This is a genomic window from Pseudomonas viridiflava, assembly GCF_900602065.1.
In the GTDB taxonomy this organism is placed as follows: domain Bacteria; phylum Pseudomonadota; class Gammaproteobacteria; order Pseudomonadales; family Pseudomonadaceae; genus Aquipseudomonas.
On sequence record NZ_UWFN01000248.1, the window covers coordinates 1 to 21,312 of the forward strand.

17 protein-coding genes are annotated in these 21,312 nt (G+C 58.3%); 13 read left to right on the top strand and 4 right to left on the bottom strand.

Annotated elements, in window-relative coordinates; genetic code table 11:
- Positions 1-315: 315 nt before the first annotated feature.
- The 4 genes from EE949_RS13385 to EE949_RS13400 all read right to left on the bottom strand — a co-directional run bounded on the left by EE949_RS13385 (position 316) and on the right by EE949_RS13400 (position 4,662).
- A complete protein-coding gene (locus EE949_RS13385) occupies positions 316-1,569 on the bottom strand; it encodes an OprD family porin (protein ID WP_122664719.1) in 1,254 nt (417 codons plus the stop codon).
- Positions 1,570-1,743: 174 nt separating this feature from the next.
- The gene (locus EE949_RS13390) at positions 1,744-2,769 is read right to left on the bottom strand and encodes a TRAP transporter substrate-binding protein (RefSeq protein WP_122664720.1); all 1,026 of its coding nucleotides are present in this window, start codon (positions 2,767-2,769) and stop codon (positions 1,744-1,746) included.
- Between the two features lie 52 nt (positions 2,770-2,821).
- Positions 2,822-4,102, bottom strand: coding sequence for a TRAP transporter large permease subunit (locus EE949_RS13395; protein WP_122664721.1), 1,281 nt, complete (start codon positions 4,100-4,102; stop codon positions 2,822-2,824).
- Complete coding sequence (locus EE949_RS13400; RefSeq protein WP_122664722.1) at positions 4,099-4,662, bottom strand: TRAP transporter small permease; 564 nt, start codon at positions 4,660-4,662, stop codon at positions 4,099-4,101. The genes EE949_RS13395 and EE949_RS13400 overlap by 4 nt, the downstream gene beginning before the upstream one ends.
- A 486-nt stretch (positions 4,663-5,148) precedes the next feature.
- On the opposite strand from EE949_RS13400, the gene EE949_RS13405 reads away from it, so the two are divergent.
- The 13 genes from EE949_RS13405 to EE949_RS13465 all read left to right on the top strand — a co-directional run bounded on the left by EE949_RS13405 (position 5,149) and on the right by EE949_RS13465 (position 21,302).
- Complete coding sequence (locus tag EE949_RS13405; protein WP_122664723.1) at positions 5,149-5,577, top strand: NUDIX hydrolase; 429 nt, start codon at positions 5,149-5,151, stop codon at positions 5,575-5,577.
- 75 nt (positions 5,578-5,652) lie between these two features.
- Complete coding sequence (locus EE949_RS13410) at positions 5,653-7,347, top strand: sensor domain-containing diguanylate cyclase (RefSeq protein ID WP_122664724.1); 1,695 nt, start codon at positions 5,653-5,655, stop codon at positions 7,345-7,347.
- Positions 7,348-7,454: 107 nt separating this feature from the next.
- Positions 7,455-9,251: a methyl-accepting chemotaxis protein gene (locus EE949_RS13415; RefSeq protein WP_122664725.1), complete on the top strand. Its 1,797-nt coding sequence runs from the start codon at positions 7,455-7,457 to the stop codon at positions 9,249-9,251.
- 273 nt (positions 9,252-9,524) lie between these two features.
- On the top strand, positions 9,525-10,667 hold the full coding sequence (locus EE949_RS13420; RefSeq protein ID WP_122664726.1) for an ABC transporter substrate-binding protein: 1,143 nt from the start codon (positions 9,525-9,527) through the stop codon (positions 10,665-10,667).
- A gap of 13 nt (positions 10,668-10,680) precedes the next feature.
- Positions 10,681-11,766: a FecCD family ABC transporter permease gene (locus tag EE949_RS13425; protein WP_122664727.1), complete on the top strand. Its 1,086-nt coding sequence runs from the start codon at positions 10,681-10,683 to the stop codon at positions 11,764-11,766.
- Positions 11,763-12,551, top strand: a complete 789-nt coding sequence (locus tag EE949_RS13430; protein WP_122664728.1) for an ABC transporter ATP-binding protein — start codon at positions 11,763-11,765, stop codon at positions 12,549-12,551. Before EE949_RS13425 ends, EE949_RS13430 begins: the two co-directional genes overlap by 4 nt.
- A gap of 281 nt (positions 12,552-12,832) precedes the next feature.
- Complete coding sequence (locus EE949_RS13435) at positions 12,833-13,885, top strand: ABC transporter substrate-binding protein (protein WP_122664729.1); 1,053 nt, start codon at positions 12,833-12,835, stop codon at positions 13,883-13,885.
- Between the two features lie 415 nt (positions 13,886-14,300).
- Positions 14,301-15,230 carry an ABC transporter permease gene (locus EE949_RS13440; RefSeq protein WP_122664730.1) on the top strand — a complete coding sequence of 310 codons (930 nt, stop codon included), beginning with the start codon at positions 14,301-14,303 and terminating at the stop codon, positions 15,228-15,230.
- A complete protein-coding gene (locus EE949_RS13445; protein ID WP_122664731.1) occupies positions 15,231-16,028 on the top strand; it encodes an ABC transporter permease in 798 nt (265 codons plus the stop codon).
- 225 nt (positions 16,029-16,253) lie between these two features.
- Positions 16,254-17,714: an NAD-dependent succinate-semialdehyde dehydrogenase gene (locus EE949_RS13450; RefSeq protein WP_122664732.1), complete on the top strand. Its 1,461-nt coding sequence runs from the start codon at positions 16,254-16,256 to the stop codon at positions 17,712-17,714.
- Positions 17,715-17,844: 130 nt separating this feature from the next.
- Positions 17,845-18,930, top strand: a complete 1,086-nt coding sequence (locus EE949_RS13455) for an ABC transporter ATP-binding protein (RefSeq protein ID WP_122664733.1) — start codon at positions 17,845-17,847, stop codon at positions 18,928-18,930.
- 287 nt (positions 18,931-19,217) lie between these two features.
- Positions 19,218-20,507: a 4-aminobutyrate--2-oxoglutarate transaminase gene (gene gabT, locus EE949_RS13460; protein ID WP_122664734.1), complete on the top strand. Its 1,290-nt coding sequence runs from the start codon at positions 19,218-19,220 to the stop codon at positions 20,505-20,507.
- A 108-nt stretch (positions 20,508-20,615) separates the two neighbouring features.
- Entirely contained in the window at positions 20,616-21,302 is a 687-nt protein-coding gene (locus tag EE949_RS13465; protein ID WP_122664735.1) for a haloacid dehalogenase, read from the top strand.
- Positions 21,303-21,312 lie beyond the last annotated feature (10 nt).

Sequence of the window (21,312 nt, forward strand, 5' to 3'; positions counted from 1 at the left end):
ACGCAAAACCCCGTGGGACCGAATTCATTCGGGAAGGCGGTGTTTCAGGCGAGACAAACGCTGCGGATGAACCGCCCTCTTCGCGAATGAATTCGCTCCTACCAGTGACCTGAGCCAGACGCAAAACCCTGTGGGACCGAATTCATTCGGGAAGGCGGTGTTTCAGGCGAGACAAACGCTGCGGATGAACCGCCCTCTTCGCGAATGAATTCGCTCCTACCAGTGACCTGAGCCAGACGTAAAACCCTGTGGGAGCCGCTCAAACCAAGCCGCGCTCCCACAGAAGGTTTGCATTCCAATCTGATATTTGTAGCGTTACAAAATCGACAACGGGTAGTTGATGATCAGGCGGTTTTCGTCGAACTCGTTGTTGCTGAAATCACGGCGCATAGTGGAGTTGCGCCACTTGAGGTTGAGCTTCTTCAGGACACCGCTTTGAATGGTATAGGCCAGCTCGGTTTCCCGCGCCCATTCCTTGCCGTCGTTGGTGGCCGACGTTCTGACGTTGTCGCCGCTAATGTAGCGGTTCATCAAGGTCAGGCCCGGGACGCCAAGCCCGACGAAGTCATAATCGTGGCGAACTTGCCAGGAGCGCTCTTCGGCGTTATCGAAGCTAGCGTTGTAGCTGTCGTTAGCCAGCGTGCCGCCACTGGTGCCGTTGACCCGCATCCAGGTGTCGCCACTGACTTTTTGCAGACCCACGTAGAACACATGAGCGCCATACTTGGCAGAGAACAACCCCGAATACGTCTTGTTATCCAGATTACCGGCCAACTCGCGCCCGTCTTCCCCGCCTTTGAAGAACCCCAGATTCGCCCCCAGCGTCCAGTCGCCCAACGGCTGGCTGTGCACCAATTGCAGGTATTGCTGGTTATAGACGTCTTTAAGTTCCGCGCCCCACACGCCGACCATGGTGCGATTCTGGTTGAACTTGTACTCGCCGCCGACGAAGTTGAATCGATCAGACACACCACCACCGAAGTTCATGTCCTCCATGCTCGCATCGTTACGTGGGCTGTTGCCCTGAAACTGGCCGCCGTAAAGGGTCAGGCCATCGATTTCATTGGAGGTGATCTGCGCGCCCTGGAAGGTTTGAGGCAGTGAGCGGCCGTCATCCGAACGCAGGATCGGCAACACCGGCATCCACTCCCCGACCTTCAATTCGGTTTTCGAGATCCGCGCCTTGCCCGCCACCGCCAGCCGGCCGAAATCATCTGCCGGGCGCCCGTCACTGTGGCGTGGCAACAACGCTGTACCGTAAGTGCCGCCACCGCCGTCCAGCTTCACCGACCACATGCCCAGCACATCAACGCCAAAACCCACCACGCCCTGAGTAAAACCGGACTTGGCATCAAGAATGAAACTCTGTGTCCATTCTTCGGCTTTGCTTTGCGGGTTAGTCGGGTCAACGAAGTTGCGATTGATATAGAAGTTGCGCAGGCCGAGAGTGACCTTGGCATCTTCAGCGAAACCCGCGGCCATTGCGCCACCCGGCGCGATCAACGACAGCCCCAATGCCGTGGTGGTGAAACCGAGAACGTTCGCTGCCAGGGTATTTAATTTAGCCATTTTTGTTATCCCCATTTCAGTTGGACGAGCACAGTCATGCGCGACCTGAAAAGGCCCGCATTACCGGTTCAACATGGTTAACCGTCACGGGAATCGCGTGACGGGATTATGCGTAATTCACTTCAAGCGGCGGCCATAAGCGACGTTGCCGGCTTATGGCTCATCCGCCAGGATTTATTGCCCGGCACGCACCTTGGCGATTTCGTCGTACATCAACTTCACCAGCCCGCCATCAAGTTTTTCCGAGTATTTCTTGATGACCGGCTGAACGCGCTCACGGAAACGATCTTTCTCTTCGGCAGAAATGTCGTTCACGGCTACGTTTTTCTGCTGTTCAAGATAACCGCGAGCCTTGTCCATGCTGCTTGCAGTCACTTCACGTTGATACTGCTGAGCTTTTACCGCAGCGTCTTTCACCAGTTTCTTTTCATCGTCATTCAGCTTGCTCCAGGTTTTCTGGCCAATGATGAAAGACTGCGGATTGAAGATATGCCCGGTCGTCGAGATGTACTTCTGCACCTCGTAGAACTTGCTGCCCTGAATCACCGTCAACGGGTTCTCCTGACCATCGATAACGCCCTGCTCCAGACCGGTGTAGACCTCAGGGAACGCCATGGCTACCGGGTTTGCGCCCAGCGCGTTGAAGGTGTCCAGATAGATCGGCGACTGGATCACGCGGATCTTCAGACCCTGCATGTCTTCCAGCTTGTTGATCGGGTGCTTGCTGTTGGTCACGTTGCGAAAGCCTAGGTCCCAGTAGCCGAGGCTGACCAGCCCTTTGCTGTCCAGTTGCGCGGCGAGCTTCTGACCGACCGGGCCATCGATAACGGCGTGGGCCTCCTCGATGTTATTGAACAGGAACGGGAAGTCGAGCATGGCAAAGTCCGGTGCCTGAGCAGCCAGAATGCCGGAGTTGAGCACGGTCAGGTCCAGTGTGCCGCCCTGCAATGCAGAAACCGTCACCACATCACCGCCCAGCGTGCCCCCCGGAAACAGCTTGACCTTGATTTTGCCACCGCTACTTTCTGCCAGCAGCTCGGCGAACTTCTGAGCCCCCTGCCCCTGTGGATGTTCCTGTACGTTCTGGAACGCGAAGCGCAGCGTGCGCTCACGAATTTCAGCCGCGTGGCTGGCCATGCTGCCCAGCAGCAGACCTGTGGCGCAGGCCCCGGCCAACAGGGTTTTCATCAGTTTTTGCATGTCACTCTCCATATTGTTTTTAGAAGTCGAGTTACGGGAATGCACACCGGTATCAGCCGGTGAAAAACTTCAACGGTACAAGCACCAGCGAAGGGAACAGCACAAGCAGAAACAGCACAACAAACTGCGCCAGCATGAACGGCCAGACGCCCCGAATGATCTCATCCATGCTGATTTTGGAAACACCACAGACCACGTTCAACACCGTGCCTACGGGAGGCGTGATCAGCCCGATGGCGCAATTGATCATGAACAGCACGCCGAAATACACCGGGTCGATACCGGCCATCACCACAGCTGGCATCAGCACCGGGGTCAGCAGCAGGATGGTCGGGGTCATGTCCATGGCCGTGCCGACCAGAATCACCAGCAGCATGATGACGATCAGCAATATCGTCTGGTTGTCCATGAACGGCTCAAGCACGCCAGCCAGTTGATCAGGCAGCTCGGCAATCGTCACCAGCCACCCCGAGACCATGGCGGCGGCGACGAGGAACATCACTACAGAGGTGGTTTTGGCGGACGACAGAATCAGGTCGTACAGCTGATTGATCTTCAACTCCTTGTAAATGACCAACGCCACAAACAGCGAGTACACAGCTGCGACTACGGCCGCCTCGGTCGGCGTGAAGATGCCGAACTTCAGGCCGAAAATAATGATCAGCGGCAAGCCGAGCGCCCACAAACCTTCGATCAGCGCACGCATGATTTGCGCGGCGCTTTGTTTTGGAGGCGGCTGGATATTTTCCTTGCGGGAAACGAACCACCACGCCACTGCCAACGATGCACCGAGCATCAGCCCTGGCACGATCCCGGCCAGAAACAGCTTGGAGATCGAAACGCCGGACGCGACACCAAACACAATGAAACCAATACTCGGCGGAATCACCGGCGCGATAATGCCGCCAGCCGCGATCAAACCCGCCGAATGCGCACGGTTGTGCCCGGCACGCACCATCATCGGCACCAGCAACGCTGCAAGCGCTGCCGCGTCGGCCACTGCGGACCCCGACAGCGATGCCAGCAGGCACGAGGCAAGAATGGCCACGTACCCCAGACCACCGCGCTTGTGCCCCACCAGCGCCATGGCAATGTTGACGATCCGTTTGGACAGACCACCCGCATTCATGATTTCACCCGCCAGCATGAAAAACGGGACGGCCATCAAGGGAAAGCTGTCAGCGCCATTGAGCAGGTTTTGCGCAATGATCTGTGCGTCGAACAGGTCGAGTTGCACCATCAGCGCGACACTGACCAGCAGTAAAGCGAACGCGATCGGAATGCCCAGCGCCATGGTGCCGATCAACGAACCAAGAAAAATAACCAGAGTCATGGGTGGGTTCTCTCAACAGGCGATTGCTGGCTATGGATCTGCTTGATTTCCTCGGCGGCGTCGCTGTCCGTGACCATTACCAACTCGTCATCCGCCAGCTTGCCGGTCAGCACCAGGTACAACTCGTACACCAGAATCGCCGCAGCGCTGGCGCCAAACACCAGACCCGCTGCGTAGAACAACGCCATGGATAAACCTGACGCGGGTGCGACCACGTCCAGGTTGATGACCGCCTGCTGCCAACTGCCGATGAACACCAGCCAGCAGATGTAAAGCATCATCAGGTGCCCCACCACCAGACAGAAACGCTTGCCGCCAGCAGGTAAACGCCGGACCAGGCTGTCGAAGCCCATATGGGCACGGTCTTTGAGCGCTACCAGCGCGCCGAGAAAGATCATCCAGACGAACAACCAGCGCGACAGTTCTTCCGACACGCTGATGCCCGAATTGAAGGCATAGCGCAGCACGACATTACCGAACACCAGCAAGAGCATGGCGATCATGCACAACACAATCAGCAGCTTGAGCAGTTTGAAGTACAGGCCGACTATTCTTTTCATTATTGATACCTCGCAGAAACCCTGAACCCGACGCAATGAGCGTAGCGCGGCGAAGGCAACTACCGGTTTGGCGCTGACTGAGACGTGGTGCACACGCGTGCATCGCACAACATCGACCGTGCAAACGATGTCGAAGCGCCAGGAAATTCGAGGATGAACAATTGCGGCCGCATGAGGGTGTCTCCATTGTTTTTATTGTCCCTCGGCACTGATGGCCAAGGTTTATGAGATGGAAAATGTACTAACCGGTTAATTCGGTCAATATCAAAAAATTAACCTGATAGGGCATTTGCACGACAGAGCTCACGTGTATTTATCGTCAAAATCTTCGAAAAAGAAGCCATCACGCGCTATCAACAGCAAAACCATGGATAAATTCCTGATCTAAACGATCGGCCATGAAAAACAAAAGCGTGCGATTATCGATTATTTTCTGATTAATTCAGTCCTCTACTGTTGTCACTGCCCTCGTTCAGGAGGTTGTCCATGCCCGAACATGCACCGTTTTCCGGAGCCAAAATCGCCCTTCTCTGCGAAGGTCAGATATTGATCTACCAGCGGGATGAAAAACCCGACATTCCCTGGCCCGGCCTTTGGGACCTTCCCGGCGGAGGTCGCGAAGGCGATGAAACGCCGCTGGAGTGCGCAATACGCGAAACAGAGGAAGAGTTCGGATTAACGATTGACCCCGCCAGCGTGGTCTGGACGCAGGTTTACCCCGGCCAGGGGTTGAATGGCCTGGACACCTGGTTCTTTGTGGCCGAAGTCCCGTCTGACACCTTCGCTACTGTGCGTTTTGGCGATGAAGGCCAGCGCTGGGAGGTCACGACAGTGCAAGCGTTTCTATCTAATAGCAGCGTCATAAAGCACTTTCAGCAGCGACTAAGGGAGTACCTGCTTCAAGTCAGCTTTTAACGGACTAAAGTGATACTGGCGGCTGATGCAAGTTGCGCATAACATGCCGTGATTCCATATAGCCAGATATCACCCATGATAATAGCCAGCTTGCGCAGCCACCTGACACTCTGGTTCGCCGGACTGTCGCTGCTCGCCTTACTGAGCGTGGGTTTCTATGTTGGCCATATCGCTACCGAGCAAATCAAGCAAGCCAGCGGCAGCTCACTGCTCAGCACTGCGAAGTCAGCCGCCACAATGCTGGGCACGCAGTTGCGTGAGCGTCAGCTGGAGATATTTCTGCTCAGCCGCGAACCGCATCTGGTGCGCGGCAACCTGGATGACCCGGACATATTGCCGTCGATGGAACTGCGCACCCAGTCCCATTCCGAATACGCCTGGATGGGCGTTGCCGATACCAGCGGTAAAGTCCGGCAAGGCGTAAAAGGCCTGCTGCTCAATCAGTCAGTGCTTGAGCGGCCCTGGTTCAAGGCCGGCCTGCAAGGCCCGTATACCGGCGACCCTCATGAAGCGGTCTTGCTGGCCAAGCTGTTGCCCGCCGACGCCAGTGGTGAGTTGCTGCGCTTCATCGACTTTGCTGCGCCAATACGCACCGCTGACGGCACGGTGGTCGGAGTCCTCAGTGCCCATGTGCACTGGAACTGGATGACCCGGATCGTGGAATCGGCCATTTTGCGTGAGGGAGTCACCGCTGACCTTGAAGTGCTCATCGTCAATGGCGACGGGACGGTGCTCTACCCCCAGCAACTGACAGGACAAAAGCGCCCCGAACTGCTCGCGACACAACAACCTTCAGCTCCGGGAAAAGCCGCTGGCGCGCCGGAATGGTCTGAAGACGCTAACTACCTGTCCAGCGTCTTGAAGGTCCCTACTCCACCCTCCGCCAATCTGGCGTGGTATATCGTGGTTCGCCAGCCTCTGGATACAGCGCTGCAGCCTGCGCGAATCCTGCTCTACAAACTGCTGATACTCGGTGTTCTCGCTGCATTGGCCTTTGGCGTGGTGGCCTACTATCTGGCCCAGCACATGAGCCGCCCGATCGAGCAACTGGCCAGAGCAGCCAAACGGATACAGGCCAAACAGCCTGGCGCTGAATTTCCTCAAGAACATTCAGTACGGGAAATTGCCCAACTGGGCCAGTCCATCCAGAGCATGACCGAATCGCTTCTGGACAAGGAACGCGAGCTGAAAGACACCAATGCCTCGCTTGAGGCCACCGTCAAACAACGCACCGCGGCACTTACCCAGGCCAACGCCGACCTGCTGAAAATGGCGACCCACGATGCGCTGACCGGGGTCTACAACCGACGCCGGTTCGACGAAAAGCTGGTTGAGTACAGCCAACTGTTCGAGCGTACAAAACGGCCTTTTGCCCTGCTGTTCATTGACGCCGACCACTTCAAACACGTCAACGACACCTACGGCCATGCCACCGGTGATGACGTGCTGCACCAATTGGCACAGTTGATCGAGGAAAACACCCGCGCCACTGATTTCGTGGCCCGTTATGGCGGAGAAGAGTTCGCCGTTTTATTGCCTGAAGCGGACGGCGACGAAAGCCCGGAAGTTGTCGCCGAAAGAATTCGCAAGGCCGTCGCCGAGTCGACTTTTGACCTCGTTGGGCAAGTCACCGTCAGCATTGGTATCGGCGTGGCTGATGCCACGGATGCCAATACCACGGCGCTCATCAAGCGGGCCGATCAGCAGCTTTATCAGGCGAAGGCATCAGGCCGAAACCGAGTGGCCAGCAAGGCTATCGTCGACACATAAGAATCGCGCATAGATCGCGCCCGGTCAGGTCACGTTAAAGCTTTGCCCCCGGCGGTCGACGACTACCTATTAAAGAATAATTTATAAACTTGCAGAGGAGCAGCGGCATGCGGATGTTCAAGGCCTTGTATGAGTCCATCGAAATGCAATTTTTCGATTCGTTGACCAAAAAGCTCTCAAGCCTTTTTCTGCTGGTCGCCGTCAGCGGTCTGCTGTACTGGATAGCCCTGAGCATTCGCGCAGACATTGTTCAGCAACTGCGCGGCGCGCAACTGGATGCCGCCGTGCTGAGCCAGGTAGAGGGCAGCCTGAGCGGGCTGAGCAATGCGATTCTGTTCAGTACGCTGTTCACCCTTTTCATGGTCAGCTTCATGGTCTGGTATTTCCGCCACCTGATCGTGCGTCCGGTGACTCACATGACCAATGCCCTCGCAGAGATCGCCAACGGTGAAGGCGACCTGTCCAGAGATCTGCCACTGCTGACCCACGACGAGATACGCGTACTGGCCAGCACCTGCAACCGCTTTCTGGGCAAACAACGGGAAATCATCAGCAACGTGCAGGCGCTGACGGTGCACATCGCCGTAGAGTCGGCACGCTCGCTGAAAAACATCAGTGACTCCAGCGACAGCGCAACCCATCAGGCACGTTTTGCCAAGGAAGTGATGGATCAAAGCAACATGGCGGTGGGCAATATCCAGGAGGTTTCCCAGCAAACCCAAGGCATCTCCAGCACCACCGCACAAAACCTGAGCATGGCCCGCGACTCGTACGCCGAGCTGCTGGAAGTCACCGGCAACATCAGCGAAATCTCCAGCAGCCTTAACGAGTTCGGCACGCTGGTTTCTGCACTCAATCAGCGCTCGTCGAGCATCAAGTCCATCGTTGGCCTGATCCAGCAGATTTCCTCGCAGACCAACCTGCTCGCGCTCAATGCGGCTATCGAAGCGGCCCGTGCCGGAGAAAGTGGTCGAGGCTTTGCGGTCGTCGCCGATGAGGTTCGCACACTGGCGCAGAACGTCAGCAAAGCCACCGACGATATTTCGCAGAACATTGACGCAATGCTCAGAGAAGTCAGTTCCACTCATGAGCAGACCACCCAGATCAGCCACAGCGCGCGGGAGACGCAAAAAGTCGTTGAGCGCGCGTCCGGGCATTTCGAGACGATGATTGGCGACTTCGAGTCCACCAACGGCAAGCTTGCCGACATCGCCGAACATATCCTGCAGTTCGCGGAGAGCAACAACGGCATCAATGATCGTGTGACGCAGATCTACGCCGACAGCCAGTCTATTGATCAGCGCATGCAACACTCCGCCACGGCAACCCGGGACCTGTCAGGCGTCGCGGAGCGAGTGCAAACCATGCTCGGCAAGTTTGTGCTGGGGCATGGCGCCCTGGATGCGGCGATTACCCGCGCCAGTCAGTGCCGTGATCTGCTGCAGGAGCGCCTTGCCGAGCTGCACCGTGGCGGGCTGAATCTGTTTGATCAGAATTACAAGCTGATCCCCGGCACTGATCCCAAACAGTACATGACGAGCTATACCGAGCGCTTCGCCCAGGCCTGCCAGGAGGAATGCGACAAGCTGACCAAGGGTACAAAAGGCGGCAAGGTTTCGTTCATTGTCGACACCAAGGGTTACTGCCCGGTGAATAACAGCTGGGTATCGAAGCAGCCAACGGGTGATCGCGCCATTGACTTGCCTGTGTGCCGCAACAAGCGCATGTTCGCGGACCCGATCGGCCTGCGTGCAGCGGGCAACACCCAGCGTTTCCTGCTGCAGACGTACCTGCGCGATACCGGGGAGATCATGACCGAGATTGATGTTCCGCTCTTCTTTGACGGACGTCATTGGGGCAACTTGCGGATGGGGTTTGATGCGGCGGTGTTGCTGGCGGAGTGATTGAGGGCATGCTGGCTGAATCCATATTGCCTGCAAGCTTGATCTTGTAGGAGCTGCAAGGCTGCGATCGCGGTGTATCAGGAGAAATGCTTCGCAGCCTTCTGCAGCTCCTACAGGAAATGCATTTCAAATTGGCAGAGGCTCATTGCCCAGCGTGAATGCTAAAACCTGACGAATGAGAACAATTCCGTTACCCTGTGCGCACTTTTTTACGGCGGATATGTCGTGCTGCCTGCGGCTGATTCGTCCTCACCTCTCGGTATGGGTAATTCAATGCGCCTGTTCAAACATCTCGCGGCCGGTGTCAGCCTGCTGCTAGCCGGTCAAACCCTGGCCTTCGCAACCACCTATCCAGTCACCGTAACCGACCTCGCCAACCGTCAGGTCGACATCCCTGCCGAACCCAAACGCATTGTGCTACAGGATGGCCGTGATCTGTTCACCCTGGCCCTGCTCGACCGCGCCGATCCGTTCCAGCGCATCGTTGCCTGGAACAACATCGTCAAGCGCTCCGACCCCAACACCTGGAAGGTCTTCGAAAGCCAATGGCCAAAAACCGCCAATCAGGCCACCGACATGAAGTTCGGTGACGACGGCGATCTCAACCTCGAAGCTGTTGTGGCGGCCCGCCCGGACCTGCTGGTGTTCCAGACCCGCGCACGCGCCTCGCTGGAAAATGCCGGTGTGGCACAGAAACTGGCCGCTCTGAAGATCCCGGTACTGTTCGTCGACAGCGATCTGGACCCAGTGGTCAACAGCCAGAAAACCGTGACCCTGCTTGGTCAGGTGTTGAACCGCGAAGAAGAAGCCAAAGCCTACATCGACTTCTACAAATCCCGACTGGCCAAAGTCGAAGCCATCACCCAGGAGCACAACAAGAAGCCGCTGGTGTTCGTGGAAGCCAAAGCTGGCCAGGGCGGCGCATCGGCATGCTGCTTTACGCACGGCGACGTCTACTGGGGCAAGCTGGTACAGGCCGCAGGTGGTGTGAACCTCGGCTCGCAACTGCTGCCGGGCGCCACAGGTGACGTAACCCTGGAAACCGTATTGGGCAAACAGCCTGATGTGTATGTCATGACCGGCACCCAGTTCCCGGGCAACACCTCGGTGTCGCCACCCTTCGGTTTCGGTGAAAGCGTCAAACTCGACGCGATCGAGCGCCAATTGAAACTGCTGGAGCAACGCCCTGGTTTCGCCCAGCTCAAGGCCAGCCAGAACGGTCGGGTTTATGGTGTCTACCACCAGTTCTACGCCAGCAGCTGGAACATCCTGGCGGTAGAAAACCTCAATCAGGCGTTCTATCCGGACAGTGCCAAACAGCTCGACGCCGCTGCCAGCCTCAAAGCGCTGTTCGGGCTGACCGGTATCAAGGCAGTCCCTGCGATTCTGTACGCGCCTGCGCCTGCCAACCGGTAAATGACCCGCACTCATGACGACCTCTATCGGTAACGCTTCATCTGACGCCAGCAGCTATCAGACCCGCTACACCCATACCGTGTGGAAACGCACGGTATTGCTGATCAGCCTGTTGGTGATTGCTGTGGTGGCTTTTATTGCCGACCTGATCGTCGGTTCCGGAACGCTGACGTTCGGCCAGGCCATGAGCGGGTTGCTGCAGCCCGACAGTGTCGATGCCAGCACCCGCGTCATCCTTTGGGAACTGCGCATGCCCATGACGCTCATGGCAGTGCTCGCGGGCACCTGCCTGGCTCTGGCAGGGCTGATGATGCAGACGGTACTCGATAACCCGCTGGCCGAGCCCTTTACCCTGGGTATCTCATCGGCAGCGGGATTCGGCGCCTCACTGGCGCTGGCCTTCAACTTTTCGCTGGGCAACGCATTGCCGGGGTTTGGTGCCGACTTGCTGGTTACGGGCAATGCCTTTCTGTTTTCGTTGCTGACAGTGGGCATCATCCTGCTGCTGACCCGTGGTCACGTTGGCTTGCAAGCCATCACCCTGCTGGGTATCGCGGTGCACTTCGTGTTCAGCTCGTTGCTGGGTCTGGTGCAGTACGTGGCGAGCGTCGATCAGTTGCAAAGCATTGTGTTCTGGCTCATGGGTTCGCTGCTGCATGCGACGTGGAACAAGGTCACGCTGTGCGCCATCATCGCGCTGATCGCCATTCCCGTGGTGCTCGTTCAGGCGTGGGCATTGACGGCGCTGCGCAGCTTTGGCGAACAGGCTGTGGTGTTCGGCATACCGGTACGGCGTATTCGCACCGTGATGCTGATGCTGGCAGCGTTGCTGGCCGGCGCCGTGACCTCAGTGGTGGGTATCATCGGTTTTGTCGGTCTCGTGGCGCCGCACGTGGCGCGCCTGCTGGTCGGTGAAGACCAGCGTTTTACCATTGGCGTGACCATCGCCTGCGGGATCATCTTCGTCACCCTCGCCTCGCTGGCCAGCAAGCTGATCGTGCCGGGCGCGGTACTGCCCATCGGCATGGTTACCTCGCTGATTGGCTTGCCGTTCTTCATTATTCTTATCCTGCGTGACCGGAGACTGACATCCCGATGAGCTTCGCCACTGCTGACTACCGCGTCACCATTCACGGCAGGACCATTCTCGACGGGCTGGCCGTACAAGCCGAAGCCGGCCGCACACTGGCGCTACTGGGTGCCAACGGCGCAGGCAAGTCGACGTTCATGAAGGGCTTGTGCGGGCTGACCAAGGCGCACGGCTCGGCAACCATCGACGGCATCGATCTGCTGGGTTCATCGCCTGCGGTACGCGCCCAACTGATCGGCTATGTCGCCCAGGACCTGGCGCATCTGGATGTACGCCTGTCTACCTACGAACTGCTGCTGCTCGCTCAGCACGGCAGCTCACGCGGCTGGGCAACCGGCAAGGATGCCCAGCGCAAAGCCAGCGAGATGCTTGAGCTGCTGGGTTTGCAGCGTTTTGCCGAATGTCAGCCGGGGCAATTGTCCGGCGGTGAGCGGCAGATGATTTCTCTGGCGCTGGCGCTGGTGCGCAGCCCGCGCCTGCTGCTGCTCGATGAACCCACTTCGGCACTGGATCTGGCCAATCAACTGCAGATTCTGGATGCGGTCAGCACCTATACCCGCAAAGAGAACATCGTCACTCTGGCGATTTTCCATGACATGAATCTGGCCAGTCGCTACGCCGACGATACCCTGATGTTGCATCACGGCCATGTGCACTGCAGCGGCCCGACCCGCAGCACCCTGACTCCGGAAAACCTGGCTCATGTGTATGGGGTTGATTGCCGGGCGATCAGTGTTGATGACGGCGCCTTTACGGCGATTTATCCGGTGTCGGTGCTTAAAGCTGCAGGCTGACACCTCTCTGTAGGAGCTGCCGAAGGCTGCGATAGCATTTGTTCTGACACACCGCCATCGCAGCCTTCGGCAGCTCCTACAGGGTCGGCTCCTACCTCTGCACAGCGCACGACATGCCGCACTCCCTGCCTTTTTCGCAATAAAGCACTTTTGCGCAGCGCATTTGTGCCCGCTTCATTTCCCGACATGCCAGTACATTAACTGGACGGTCCCGCAGAGCGACCTGCAACAAAAATCCCCAGCTCGCTTACGAAATCTGCCAACCATCGGGAGTCCTTTACATGACAGTTTCCAGTATCCGTACCTTCAAGCTGGCGAGCCTGGCGATTCTTACCGGCTGCGCCAGCATGGCGTTCGCAGAGGACATCACATTCGTGTCTCAGGGCGGTGCCTATCAGGAAGCCCAGAGCAAAGCGATCCTGGAACCCGCTGCGAAGAAACTCGGCCTGACCCTCAAACAGGACAGCTCACCCAAAGCCTATCCGATCATCAAGACCCAGGTCGAAAGCGGCAAAGTCACCTGGGACGTGGTTGACCTGCCGACTGGCGACTGTGTTCGTGGCCAGCAGGAAGGCCTGTTCGAGAAGCTCGACCTGGCAATGATCCCTAACGCAGCGCAATTGCCTGCGGACCTCAAGGATGACTACAGCGTCGGCTACATCAGCTACTCCACGGTACTCGCCTATCGCACTGACGCATTCAAGGGCGACAAGGCGCCGAAGACCTGGGCGGATTTCTGGGACACAAAGAAATTCCCGGGGCAGCGTTCATTGCGCAACCTGCCGCGCCCTACCCTGGAAATCGCCCTGCTGGCCGACGGTGTCGCGCCCGACAAACTGTACCCATTGGATGTAGAGCGGGCCTTCAGGAAGCTCGAAGAAATCAAACCGCACATTGCCACATGGTGGACATCAGGTGGGCAGTCCGCACAACTGATCAGCGACGGCGAGGTGGACATGATCCAGGCGTGGAATGGCCGCATCACCGCAGTACAGGCTGACGGCGCACCGGTCGCGTTCGACTACAACCAGGGCATACTCGAAACCAACTCGCTCTGCGTACTCAAAGGCTCACCGCACAAGGTTGCGGCCATGAAGTTCGTCAACGAAGCCATTGACGCCAAACTGCAGGCCGCGCTGCCGATGATCATCGATTACGGCCCGCTCAACCCTGAAGCATTCAAGACCGGAACGATCCCGGCAGAACGTGCCGCCAAGCTGCCTTCAGCGCCGGAAAACATCTCCCGCCAGGCCTTGCTGTCAGCCAAATGGTGGGCGTCTGCAGATGGCATCAAGGCTGAAGAGCGCTGGTTGTCGTTTGTGCAGAAGAAATAACGCCGGAACGCTCAACCGGTAGGAGCGAACTTGTTCGCGAGGCGGCTGGCACGACCACCGCGTCAACCCCTCGCCAACAAGTTGCCTCCTGGCTGGTCCGCGGCAGGTCTGAACCACCGCGTCAAACCTGGCACGCGGCAGCGTCTGAGCCACCGTACCAATCCCGTGCCAGAAGCCTCGACGCAGGAGATGCCGCCAGCGCCCTCCATTACGCAATAAAGCACTTCGGCGCAGGTCATTTCAGCGGCTTCATTTGCCCGCATCTGGGTACATTAGAAATTGCACGGTCCCGCAGAGCGACCGGACATGAAACACGCTTGCTTTCAGCATCTGCCCCCACCCTTCGGGAGTCGTTCACATGCCAACACTCAAGCATTGCGCCTTTCAGCGCTTCAGCCAGTGACGGGAGAAAGACATGTCCAATGCTTATCTCGCCAAGTCCCTGCCAGAATCCGATAACGACAACCAACAGCCACCGCTGACCAGCGCCGATGCCCTTGCCCGTGAAGAGCGCAAGGAAAACACCTCGATGATGCTGCTGCTCACCCCCGCGCTGTTGATGGTGGCGGTACTGCTGATTCTGCCGATGTGCTGGCTGGCCTTTCAGTCGGTGCAGACCGAAGAAGGCTTCTCTCTCGCCAACTACTTTCGTATCTTCGAAGAGCGGATTTACTGGGACACGTTCGTGCTGACTTTCAAGATCAGCTTCATCGTGACCGTTCTGTCGATTCTGTTGGGCTTCCCCATCGCCTACGCCGCATCGCGCCTGCACGGCTTCTGGGCAAACCTTATTCTGATCTGCGTGATCATCCCGTTCTGGACCAGCGTGCTGGTGCGCTCCTATGCCTGGCTGGTCCTGCTGCAACGTCGCGGGCTGGTCAACCAGACGCTGATGGACATGGGCATCATCGATCAACCGCTGAACCTGATGCACAACACCACCGGTACGGTCATCGGCACCTTGCACGTGATGTTGCCGTTCATGGTCTTACCGCTGTATTCGGTGATGAAAAAAATCCCGCAAGACTTGATGCAAGCCTCGGAAAGCCTTGGGGCCAAACCGTTTTACACCTTCCGCCGGGTGTTTTTGCCCATGGCCGCACCCGGCATCATGGCCGGTTCGATTCTGGTTTTCGTGATTTGTCTGGGCTTCTTCATCACCCCCGAACTGCTCGGTGGCGGACGCACCATCCTGGTGTCGATGCTGGTACAGCGTAACGTCGAGCTTTACCACGCCTGGGGGGCCGCAAGCGCCGTGGGTCTGGTGCTGCTATTTGTGGTGTTCCTGATTTTCTGGGGTATCAACAAGTTCATCCCGATTGAACGCATCCTGGGAGCGCGCTAAATGAAACTGGTTGCCTATTTGCGTCAGGTCCGTCTCTCCCACCTGCTCTTCACGGTGCTGGTGGCAGCCATTCTGCTGTACCTGATCCTGCCGGTGCTGATCGTGGTGCCGATGTCGTTCTCCGAAGCACGCTTCCTGCAGTTCCCGCCCAAAGAGTGGTCGCTGCGCTGGTACGCGGCGTTTTTCCAGAGCGCCGAATGGATGTCGGCGGCACGCGTCAGTCTGATCACCGCGGCGGTCACTACGCTGGTCAGCCTGCCGATTGGCATGGCCGCGGCCTACGCCATCAACAGCTCCAGCCTGAAGGTGGTGCGCACACTGCAAATCATCCTGCTGCTGCCGATGATGGTGCCGATCATTCTGATCGCAGCCGGCGTGTTTTTCGTCTACGCCCGAGTAGGCCTGATCAGTTCCATGACCGGCCTGATTCTGGCGCACATCATGCTGGCGCTGCCGTACGTGATCATCGCATTGCTGGCTGGCCTGCGTAATTTCGACATGTCGCAGGAGATGGTCGCCCGCAGCCTGGGCATGAATCGCTTCCGCGCATTCATGGCGGTGACCCTGCCGCAGATCAAACCGAGCCTGGTTTCCGCCACGCTGTTCGCTTTTATCACTTCGCTGGATGAAACAGTGGTCGCACTGTTCATTTCCGGGGGTGACAACCAGACCCTGACCAAACGGATGTTCACGGCCCTGCGCGATGAAATCGACCCGACAATTGCGGCGATCAGCTCGATCCTGATTCTGGCTTCGCTGTTGCTGGTGGTGATTGCCGGGCGCAACAAGCCAAGCTGACAACACCATCTTGTAGGAGCTGCCGAAGGCTGCGAAGGCAATTTGTCTCACAGACCGCCTTGCAGCCTTCGGCAGCTCCTACAGGGGATCGGCCAAGAGCAACATCTGCCGCCAGCACCTCGAATTCAGCATCTATCGCCCGTTCCAGTGGCCATCTCGGCATCGGTCGCTGGGCAGACATTTTTACAATGAGTCCACCGTTCGGACCTTCAAGGCACATTGATCATGTTGAAAAATACCCTGCGTGACCCTTCTCTTTTTGTCGAGCGCGCCTACGTCAATGGCGAGTGGATCGATGCCGATGACGGCGCGACGCTGGACGTTACCAATCCCGCCGACGGTAGCGTGATTGCCCGGGTTCCCGCGCTGCAAGCCGCTGAAACCCGCCGCGCCATCGCCGCCGCTGAAGCGCGCTTCGTGACCTGGCGCGAGGTCCCCGCTGCCGAGCGTGCAAAGCTGCTGGAGGCCTGGTTCAAGCTGATCATGGACAATCAGGAAGACCTGGCGCTGATCATGACCGCAGAACAAGGTAAACCGCTGGCGGAGTCCCGAGGCGAAATTGCCTACGGTGCCAGTTTCGTCAAATGGTTTGCCGAAGAGGCACGGCGCATCTACGGCGACACCATTCCTTCGCCGGTGGCTGACCGACGCATCATTGTGCTCAAGCAGCCGATTGGTGTGGTGGCCGCCATTACGCCGTGGAACTTCCCCAACGCGATGATCACCCGCAAATGCGCGCCTGCGCTGGCGGCGGGCTGTCCGGTACTGGTCAAACCTTCGGAAATGACGCCGCTGTCGGCTCTGGCGCTGGCGGTACTGGCGGAGCGCGCCGGTATTCCCGCAGGTGTGTTTAACGTATTGACGGGGCTGCCTGCCGGGGTTGGCGGTGAAATGACCAGTAACCCCGCAGTGCGCAAACTGTCATTCACAGGCTCGACTCGGGTCGGGCAACTGCTGATGAGCCAATGCGCGAGCACGATCAAACGCCTGAGCCTGGAGCTGGGTGGCAATGCCCCTTTCATCGTTTTCGATGATGCCGACCTGGACCTGGCGATCGCCGGCGTCATGCAAAGCAAATTCCGCAACGCCGGGCAAACCTGTGTCTGCGCCAACCGCATTCTGGTTCAGGACGGTATTTATGACCGCTTCGCAGAACGTCTGAGCGCAGCAGTCGCCGAGCTGAAAGTCGGTGACGGCCTGCAAACCGGCGTCACGATTGGTCCGCTGATCAACGCCGCAGCAGTCGACAAAGTGGCCCGTCATATCGGCGATGCGCTGGAAAAAGGCGCAAGCGTGGTGATCGGCGGCGCACCTCAGGGCGACGGTCTGTATGTCCAGCCGACCGTTCTGCGCGACGCCAAGGCCGACATGCTGCTGGCCAGCGAAGAGACCTTTGGCCCTGTTGCGCCCCTGTTCCGTTTCAAGGACGAAGCCGAAGCACTGGCATTGGCCAATGCAACTCCTTATGGGCTCGGCGCCTATTACTTTACCCAGGACATGCGCCGCGCCTGGCGTGTGGGCGAGCGCCTGGAGTTCGGCATGGTCGGTTTGAATACCGGGATCATTTCCATGGAAGTCGCCCCTTTTGGCGGCATGAAGCAGTCAGGTACCGGCCGCGAAGGATCCAAGTACGGCCTCGACGAGTTCCTCGAAGTCAAAGCCTGGCATATCGGCGGCCTGGACTGACGGCCAGCGTTAGCGACAGATACTGCCGGGCAGCAGATCCTGTTTTCCCGGCGGCTCAAAACGGCACGAACACGGCCAGCGCCTGTGTTCAGATGGATGCAGACACTCGCTCTGCACGGGAGGACGCTTCATGAATTTCAACGAAGGTTTTGAATCGGTCAGCGTCAATCAGGTCTGCAAGGATTACGGCAGCCTCAAGGCGTTGAACAATGTGAATCTGAAGGTCGAAGCGGGAGAGTTCATGTCCCTGCTGGGCCCCTCCGGTTCGGGCAAAACTACGTTGCTGAGCATTCTCGGCGGATTCATCAGGGTCAGCTCCGGCAGCATTTTATTTGGCGAGCGCGACGTGACGTTGATGCCGCCGCACAAGCGCGAGATCGGTGTGGTGTTTCAGAACTACGCCCTGTTTCCGCACATGACCGTGGGCGAGAACGTTGCCTTCCCGCTACGTGCCCGAGGTGAAAGCGCGTCAAAAAGCCTGGGGCGAGTCAAGCAGGCGCTGGCAACGGTTGAGCTGACCGGCTACGAAAACCGCTCGATTGCGGCACTCTCGGGTGGTCAGCGCCAGCGGGTAGCACTGGCCCGCGCCATTGTCTTCGAACCCAAGCTGATCCTGATGGACGAACCGCTTTCCGCGCTCGATAAACAACTGCGCGAAACCATGCAGATCGAATTGCGCGCCCTGCACAAACGCCTCGGTGCGACGATGATTTACGTGACCCACGATCAGCGTGAAGCCCTGACCATGAGCGACCGCATTGCGATCATGCGCGGCGGCCAGTTGGTTCAGGTCGATACGCCGCGTCGCTTGCACGATCATCCATCCGATGATTTCGTCGCCAGCTTCATTGGCGAAAGCACGCTGATCCCGTTGCAACGCAGTGAAAGCGGCCTGAACCTGGGCGCGACGGCGCTGCGCACGACCCGTCCAATCCCGCCGTCCGGGGATGTGTTCCTCGCCTTACAGTCGGAAAAACTGTTACTGGACAACGACAGTTCAGGCCCCGAGTGGAATCACCTGCGCGGACGTGTTTCGGACATCGTGTTCCAGGGCGAAAGCCTCAAGGTGTTCGTCGATCTTGAAGGCGGCCCGACCGTGAGCCTGCGTCAGCCCAGCCATCACGAAGGCAACCTGAGCCTTCCGCCCATTGGCTCTCCGCTGCTGATGCGTTTGCACCCGGAAGACACTATTGTGGTGCCGCGGGCTACGAGTTGAGAAATCACCTTCGTCAAGGAACTGTGGGAGCGAATTCATTCGCGAAAGCGGCATTCCAGCAGATAAATGTCTGCCGTATGCACCACCCTCTTCGCGAATGAATTCGCTCCCACAGGGGGTTGAGCTTCACACAGGATCCCCGGCAACACCCCACAGTGAAATATTTCGCAACCTCCCCCTAAAACAGTCGATCACAGCGCTGGCCCGGGCAACTTCAGTGCTTGTGGTTCTGGCCAGTGCTTATCCTGAACACATCACCTGCCACCCCGGCGTTCACGGAGATTGAGATGAATTCTGCACTGACTGAAAACCAACGCCTGCTCGCCCTGCGTGAGCAACACGTCCCGCGCGGCATCATTACGGCTCATCCGGTTGTGGCAGCTCGCGCTGAAGGTGCGCAACTGTGGGACGTAGACGGCAAGCGCTACCTGGACTTCGTCGGCGGCATTGGCGTGCTCAACGTGGGTCACAACCATCCCCGGGTGGTTGAGGCGGTGCGTCGTCAGGTGGGCGAGATTTCACATGCCAGTTTTCAGGTCGTGGCCTACCCCAACTACATCGAGGTCGCTGCCCGCCTTAACAAACTGATTGGCGGCGATGAACACTACAAAAGCGTGCTGTTCACCTCGGGCGCCGAAGCAGTCGAGAACGCGATCAAGATTGCCCGTGGCCATACCAATCGCACTGCGGTGATCTCCTTCCGTGGCGGCTTCCATGGCCGGACGTTGCTGGGTGTGACCCTGACCGGCATGAGCCAGCCCTACAAACAGAACTTCGGGCCTTTTCCGGCCGAGATCTACCACGCCACCTACCCGAACCCGTATCGCGGCATCAGCAGCGATGACGCACTGGCCGAACTGGACGAGCTGTTCGCCACTGATGTAGCACCTGATCGTGTGGCCGCAATCATCATCGAGCCGGTTCAGGGCGACGGCGGTTTCATCGCCGCGTCCAATGAATTCCTGCAGGCCTTGCGAGCGCGCTGCACCCAGCACGGCATTGTGTTGATCCTCGATGAAATCCAGGCTGGCTTCGGGCGTACCGGCACCATGTTCGGCTTTCAGCACGCAGGCATCAAACCTGATCTGGTAACGGTCGCCAAGAGCCTGGCGGGCGGCATGCCTTTGTCTGCGGTCACGGGCCGCGCCGAGATCATGGATGCGCCGACACCCGGCGGCCTGGGCGGCACGTATGGCGGTAACGCGGTGGCGTGTGCTGCGGCACTGGCGGTGCTGGATCTGTTCGAAGAGCAGGATCTGCTGAGCCAGGGCGAGAAACTGGCAGCACAGTTACGCGAAGGCCTGTTGGCCCTGCAAGCCCGCTACCCGCGCATTGGTGATGTACGCGGTCTGGGCTTCATGCAAGCCATCGAAATGGTTGCCGCCGACAGCAAGCAGAGTCCGGATGCCGCGCTGGCGCAGAAAGTCATCGACGAAGCCCGCAACGCTGGGTTGTTGGTGATCAAGTGCGGCGTGCACCGCAACGTGGTGCGCTTCCTCGCCCCCCTCGTGACGACACCTGAACAAGTGGCAGAAGCCTTGCAGATGCTCGACACCGCACTGGCTGCCGCCTGCTGAAATGACGCGGTACGCAACCTGGCCCGGCCTGCCCTTGCAGCGCCGGGACCCGGACCAGAGCCGGGCTGAACCATGACGGAACCGACAGCTGTAACTCAGGAGCGAATCATGAAAGTCACCCAGTACAAGGCATTTGGTTTTTCCTTTGGGACACTGGTTGATCGAGAACGGGGCATCCTGGAAGGACTTCGACCGCTGGCGGTGCAGAGCACCCACACCCCGAGTGACGAGCAACTGCTACAGGCCTATCGACACGCAGCCCAAGAGCTGATCACCAGTACCTCAGGCGTCAGCCCAAGGGCTTTCCACGGTCAGTTGTACCAACGTCTGGCTCACCAATTGCATACCATTCCTGACTGGGATCAGAGTGTTGCTTTCAGTAGCTCTTCTGACCACTGGCCCATATTTGAAGATGTTCCGGGTGCTTTGCAGTACCTGAGCAAGTTCTACCGTTTGATACTGATTGCCCCACCACACGGTATCGATGTGAGCTCGCTGACCAGCCGACTGCCGGTGACGTTCGATGCGGTTATCGAACCCAGCAGCAACGACTGGCACATGAGTCTGGATGCCGCGTTACTCCAGCTGGAGCTGGAGCGATCAGAACTGTTACCGGTGCGCAGTACGGAAACGGATGATCCCTGGAATGAGCGGGTGGATTTTCCGGTATGTACATTGCAACGGGGTCATAGCCAGCCGTGGAATCATTCACCGCAGGCTCTGGACGGCAAGCGCTGTGAATACGCCAGCCTGGCAGACCTCGTTCATGCGCATCAAAAAGCGCTGCATGCCTGAGGCGTGACAG

What these genes read in the sequence shown, in the direction of transcription:
- EE949_RS13385 (WP_122664719.1), bottom strand. Translation starts at nt 1,569, where the DNA reads ATGGCTAAATTAAATACCCTGGCAGCGAACGTTCTCGGTTTCACCACC.
- gabT (WP_122664734.1), top strand. Translation starts at nt 19,218, where the DNA reads ATGAATTCTGCACTGACTGAAAACCAACGCCTGCTCGCCCTGCGTGAG.
- EE949_RS13450 (WP_122664732.1), top strand. Translation starts at nt 16,254, where the DNA reads ATGTTGAAAAATACCCTGCGTGACCCTTCTCTTTTTGTCGAGCGCGCC.
- EE949_RS13410 (WP_122664724.1), top strand. Translation starts at nt 5,653, where the DNA reads ATGATAATAGCCAGCTTGCGCAGCCACCTGACACTCTGGTTCGCCGGA.
- EE949_RS13425 (WP_122664727.1), top strand. Translation starts at nt 10,681, where the DNA reads ATGACGACCTCTATCGGTAACGCTTCATCTGACGCCAGCAGCTATCAG.
- EE949_RS13405 (WP_122664723.1), top strand. Translation starts at nt 5,149, where the DNA reads ATGCCCGAACATGCACCGTTTTCCGGAGCCAAAATCGCCCTTCTCTGC.
- EE949_RS13465 (WP_122664735.1), top strand. Translation starts at nt 20,616, where the DNA reads ATGAAAGTCACCCAGTACAAGGCATTTGGTTTTTCCTTTGGGACACTG.
- EE949_RS13445 (WP_122664731.1), top strand. Translation starts at nt 15,231, where the DNA reads ATGAAACTGGTTGCCTATTTGCGTCAGGTCCGTCTCTCCCACCTGCTC.
- EE949_RS13420 (WP_122664726.1), top strand. Translation starts at nt 9,525, where the DNA reads ATGCGCCTGTTCAAACATCTCGCGGCCGGTGTCAGCCTGCTGCTAGCC.
- EE949_RS13390 (WP_122664720.1), bottom strand. Translation starts at nt 2,769, where the DNA reads ATGCAAAAACTGATGAAAACCCTGTTGGCCGGGGCCTGCGCCACAGGT.
- EE949_RS13415 (WP_122664725.1), top strand. Translation starts at nt 7,455, where the DNA reads ATGCGGATGTTCAAGGCCTTGTATGAGTCCATCGAAATGCAATTTTTC.
- EE949_RS13440 (WP_122664730.1), top strand. Translation starts at nt 14,301, where the DNA reads ATGTCCAATGCTTATCTCGCCAAGTCCCTGCCAGAATCCGATAACGAC.
- EE949_RS13395 (WP_122664721.1), bottom strand. Translation starts at nt 4,102, where the DNA reads ATGACTCTGGTTATTTTTCTTGGTTCGTTGATCGGCACCATGGCGCTG.
- EE949_RS13455 (WP_122664733.1), top strand. Translation starts at nt 17,845, where the DNA reads ATGAATTTCAACGAAGGTTTTGAATCGGTCAGCGTCAATCAGGTCTGC.
- EE949_RS13430 (WP_122664728.1), top strand. Translation starts at nt 11,763, where the DNA reads ATGAGCTTCGCCACTGCTGACTACCGCGTCACCATTCACGGCAGGACC.
- EE949_RS13435 (WP_122664729.1), top strand. Translation starts at nt 12,833, where the DNA reads ATGACAGTTTCCAGTATCCGTACCTTCAAGCTGGCGAGCCTGGCGATT.
- EE949_RS13400 (WP_122664722.1), bottom strand. Translation starts at nt 4,662, where the DNA reads ATGAAAAGAATAGTCGGCCTGTACTTCAAACTGCTCAAGCTGCTGATT.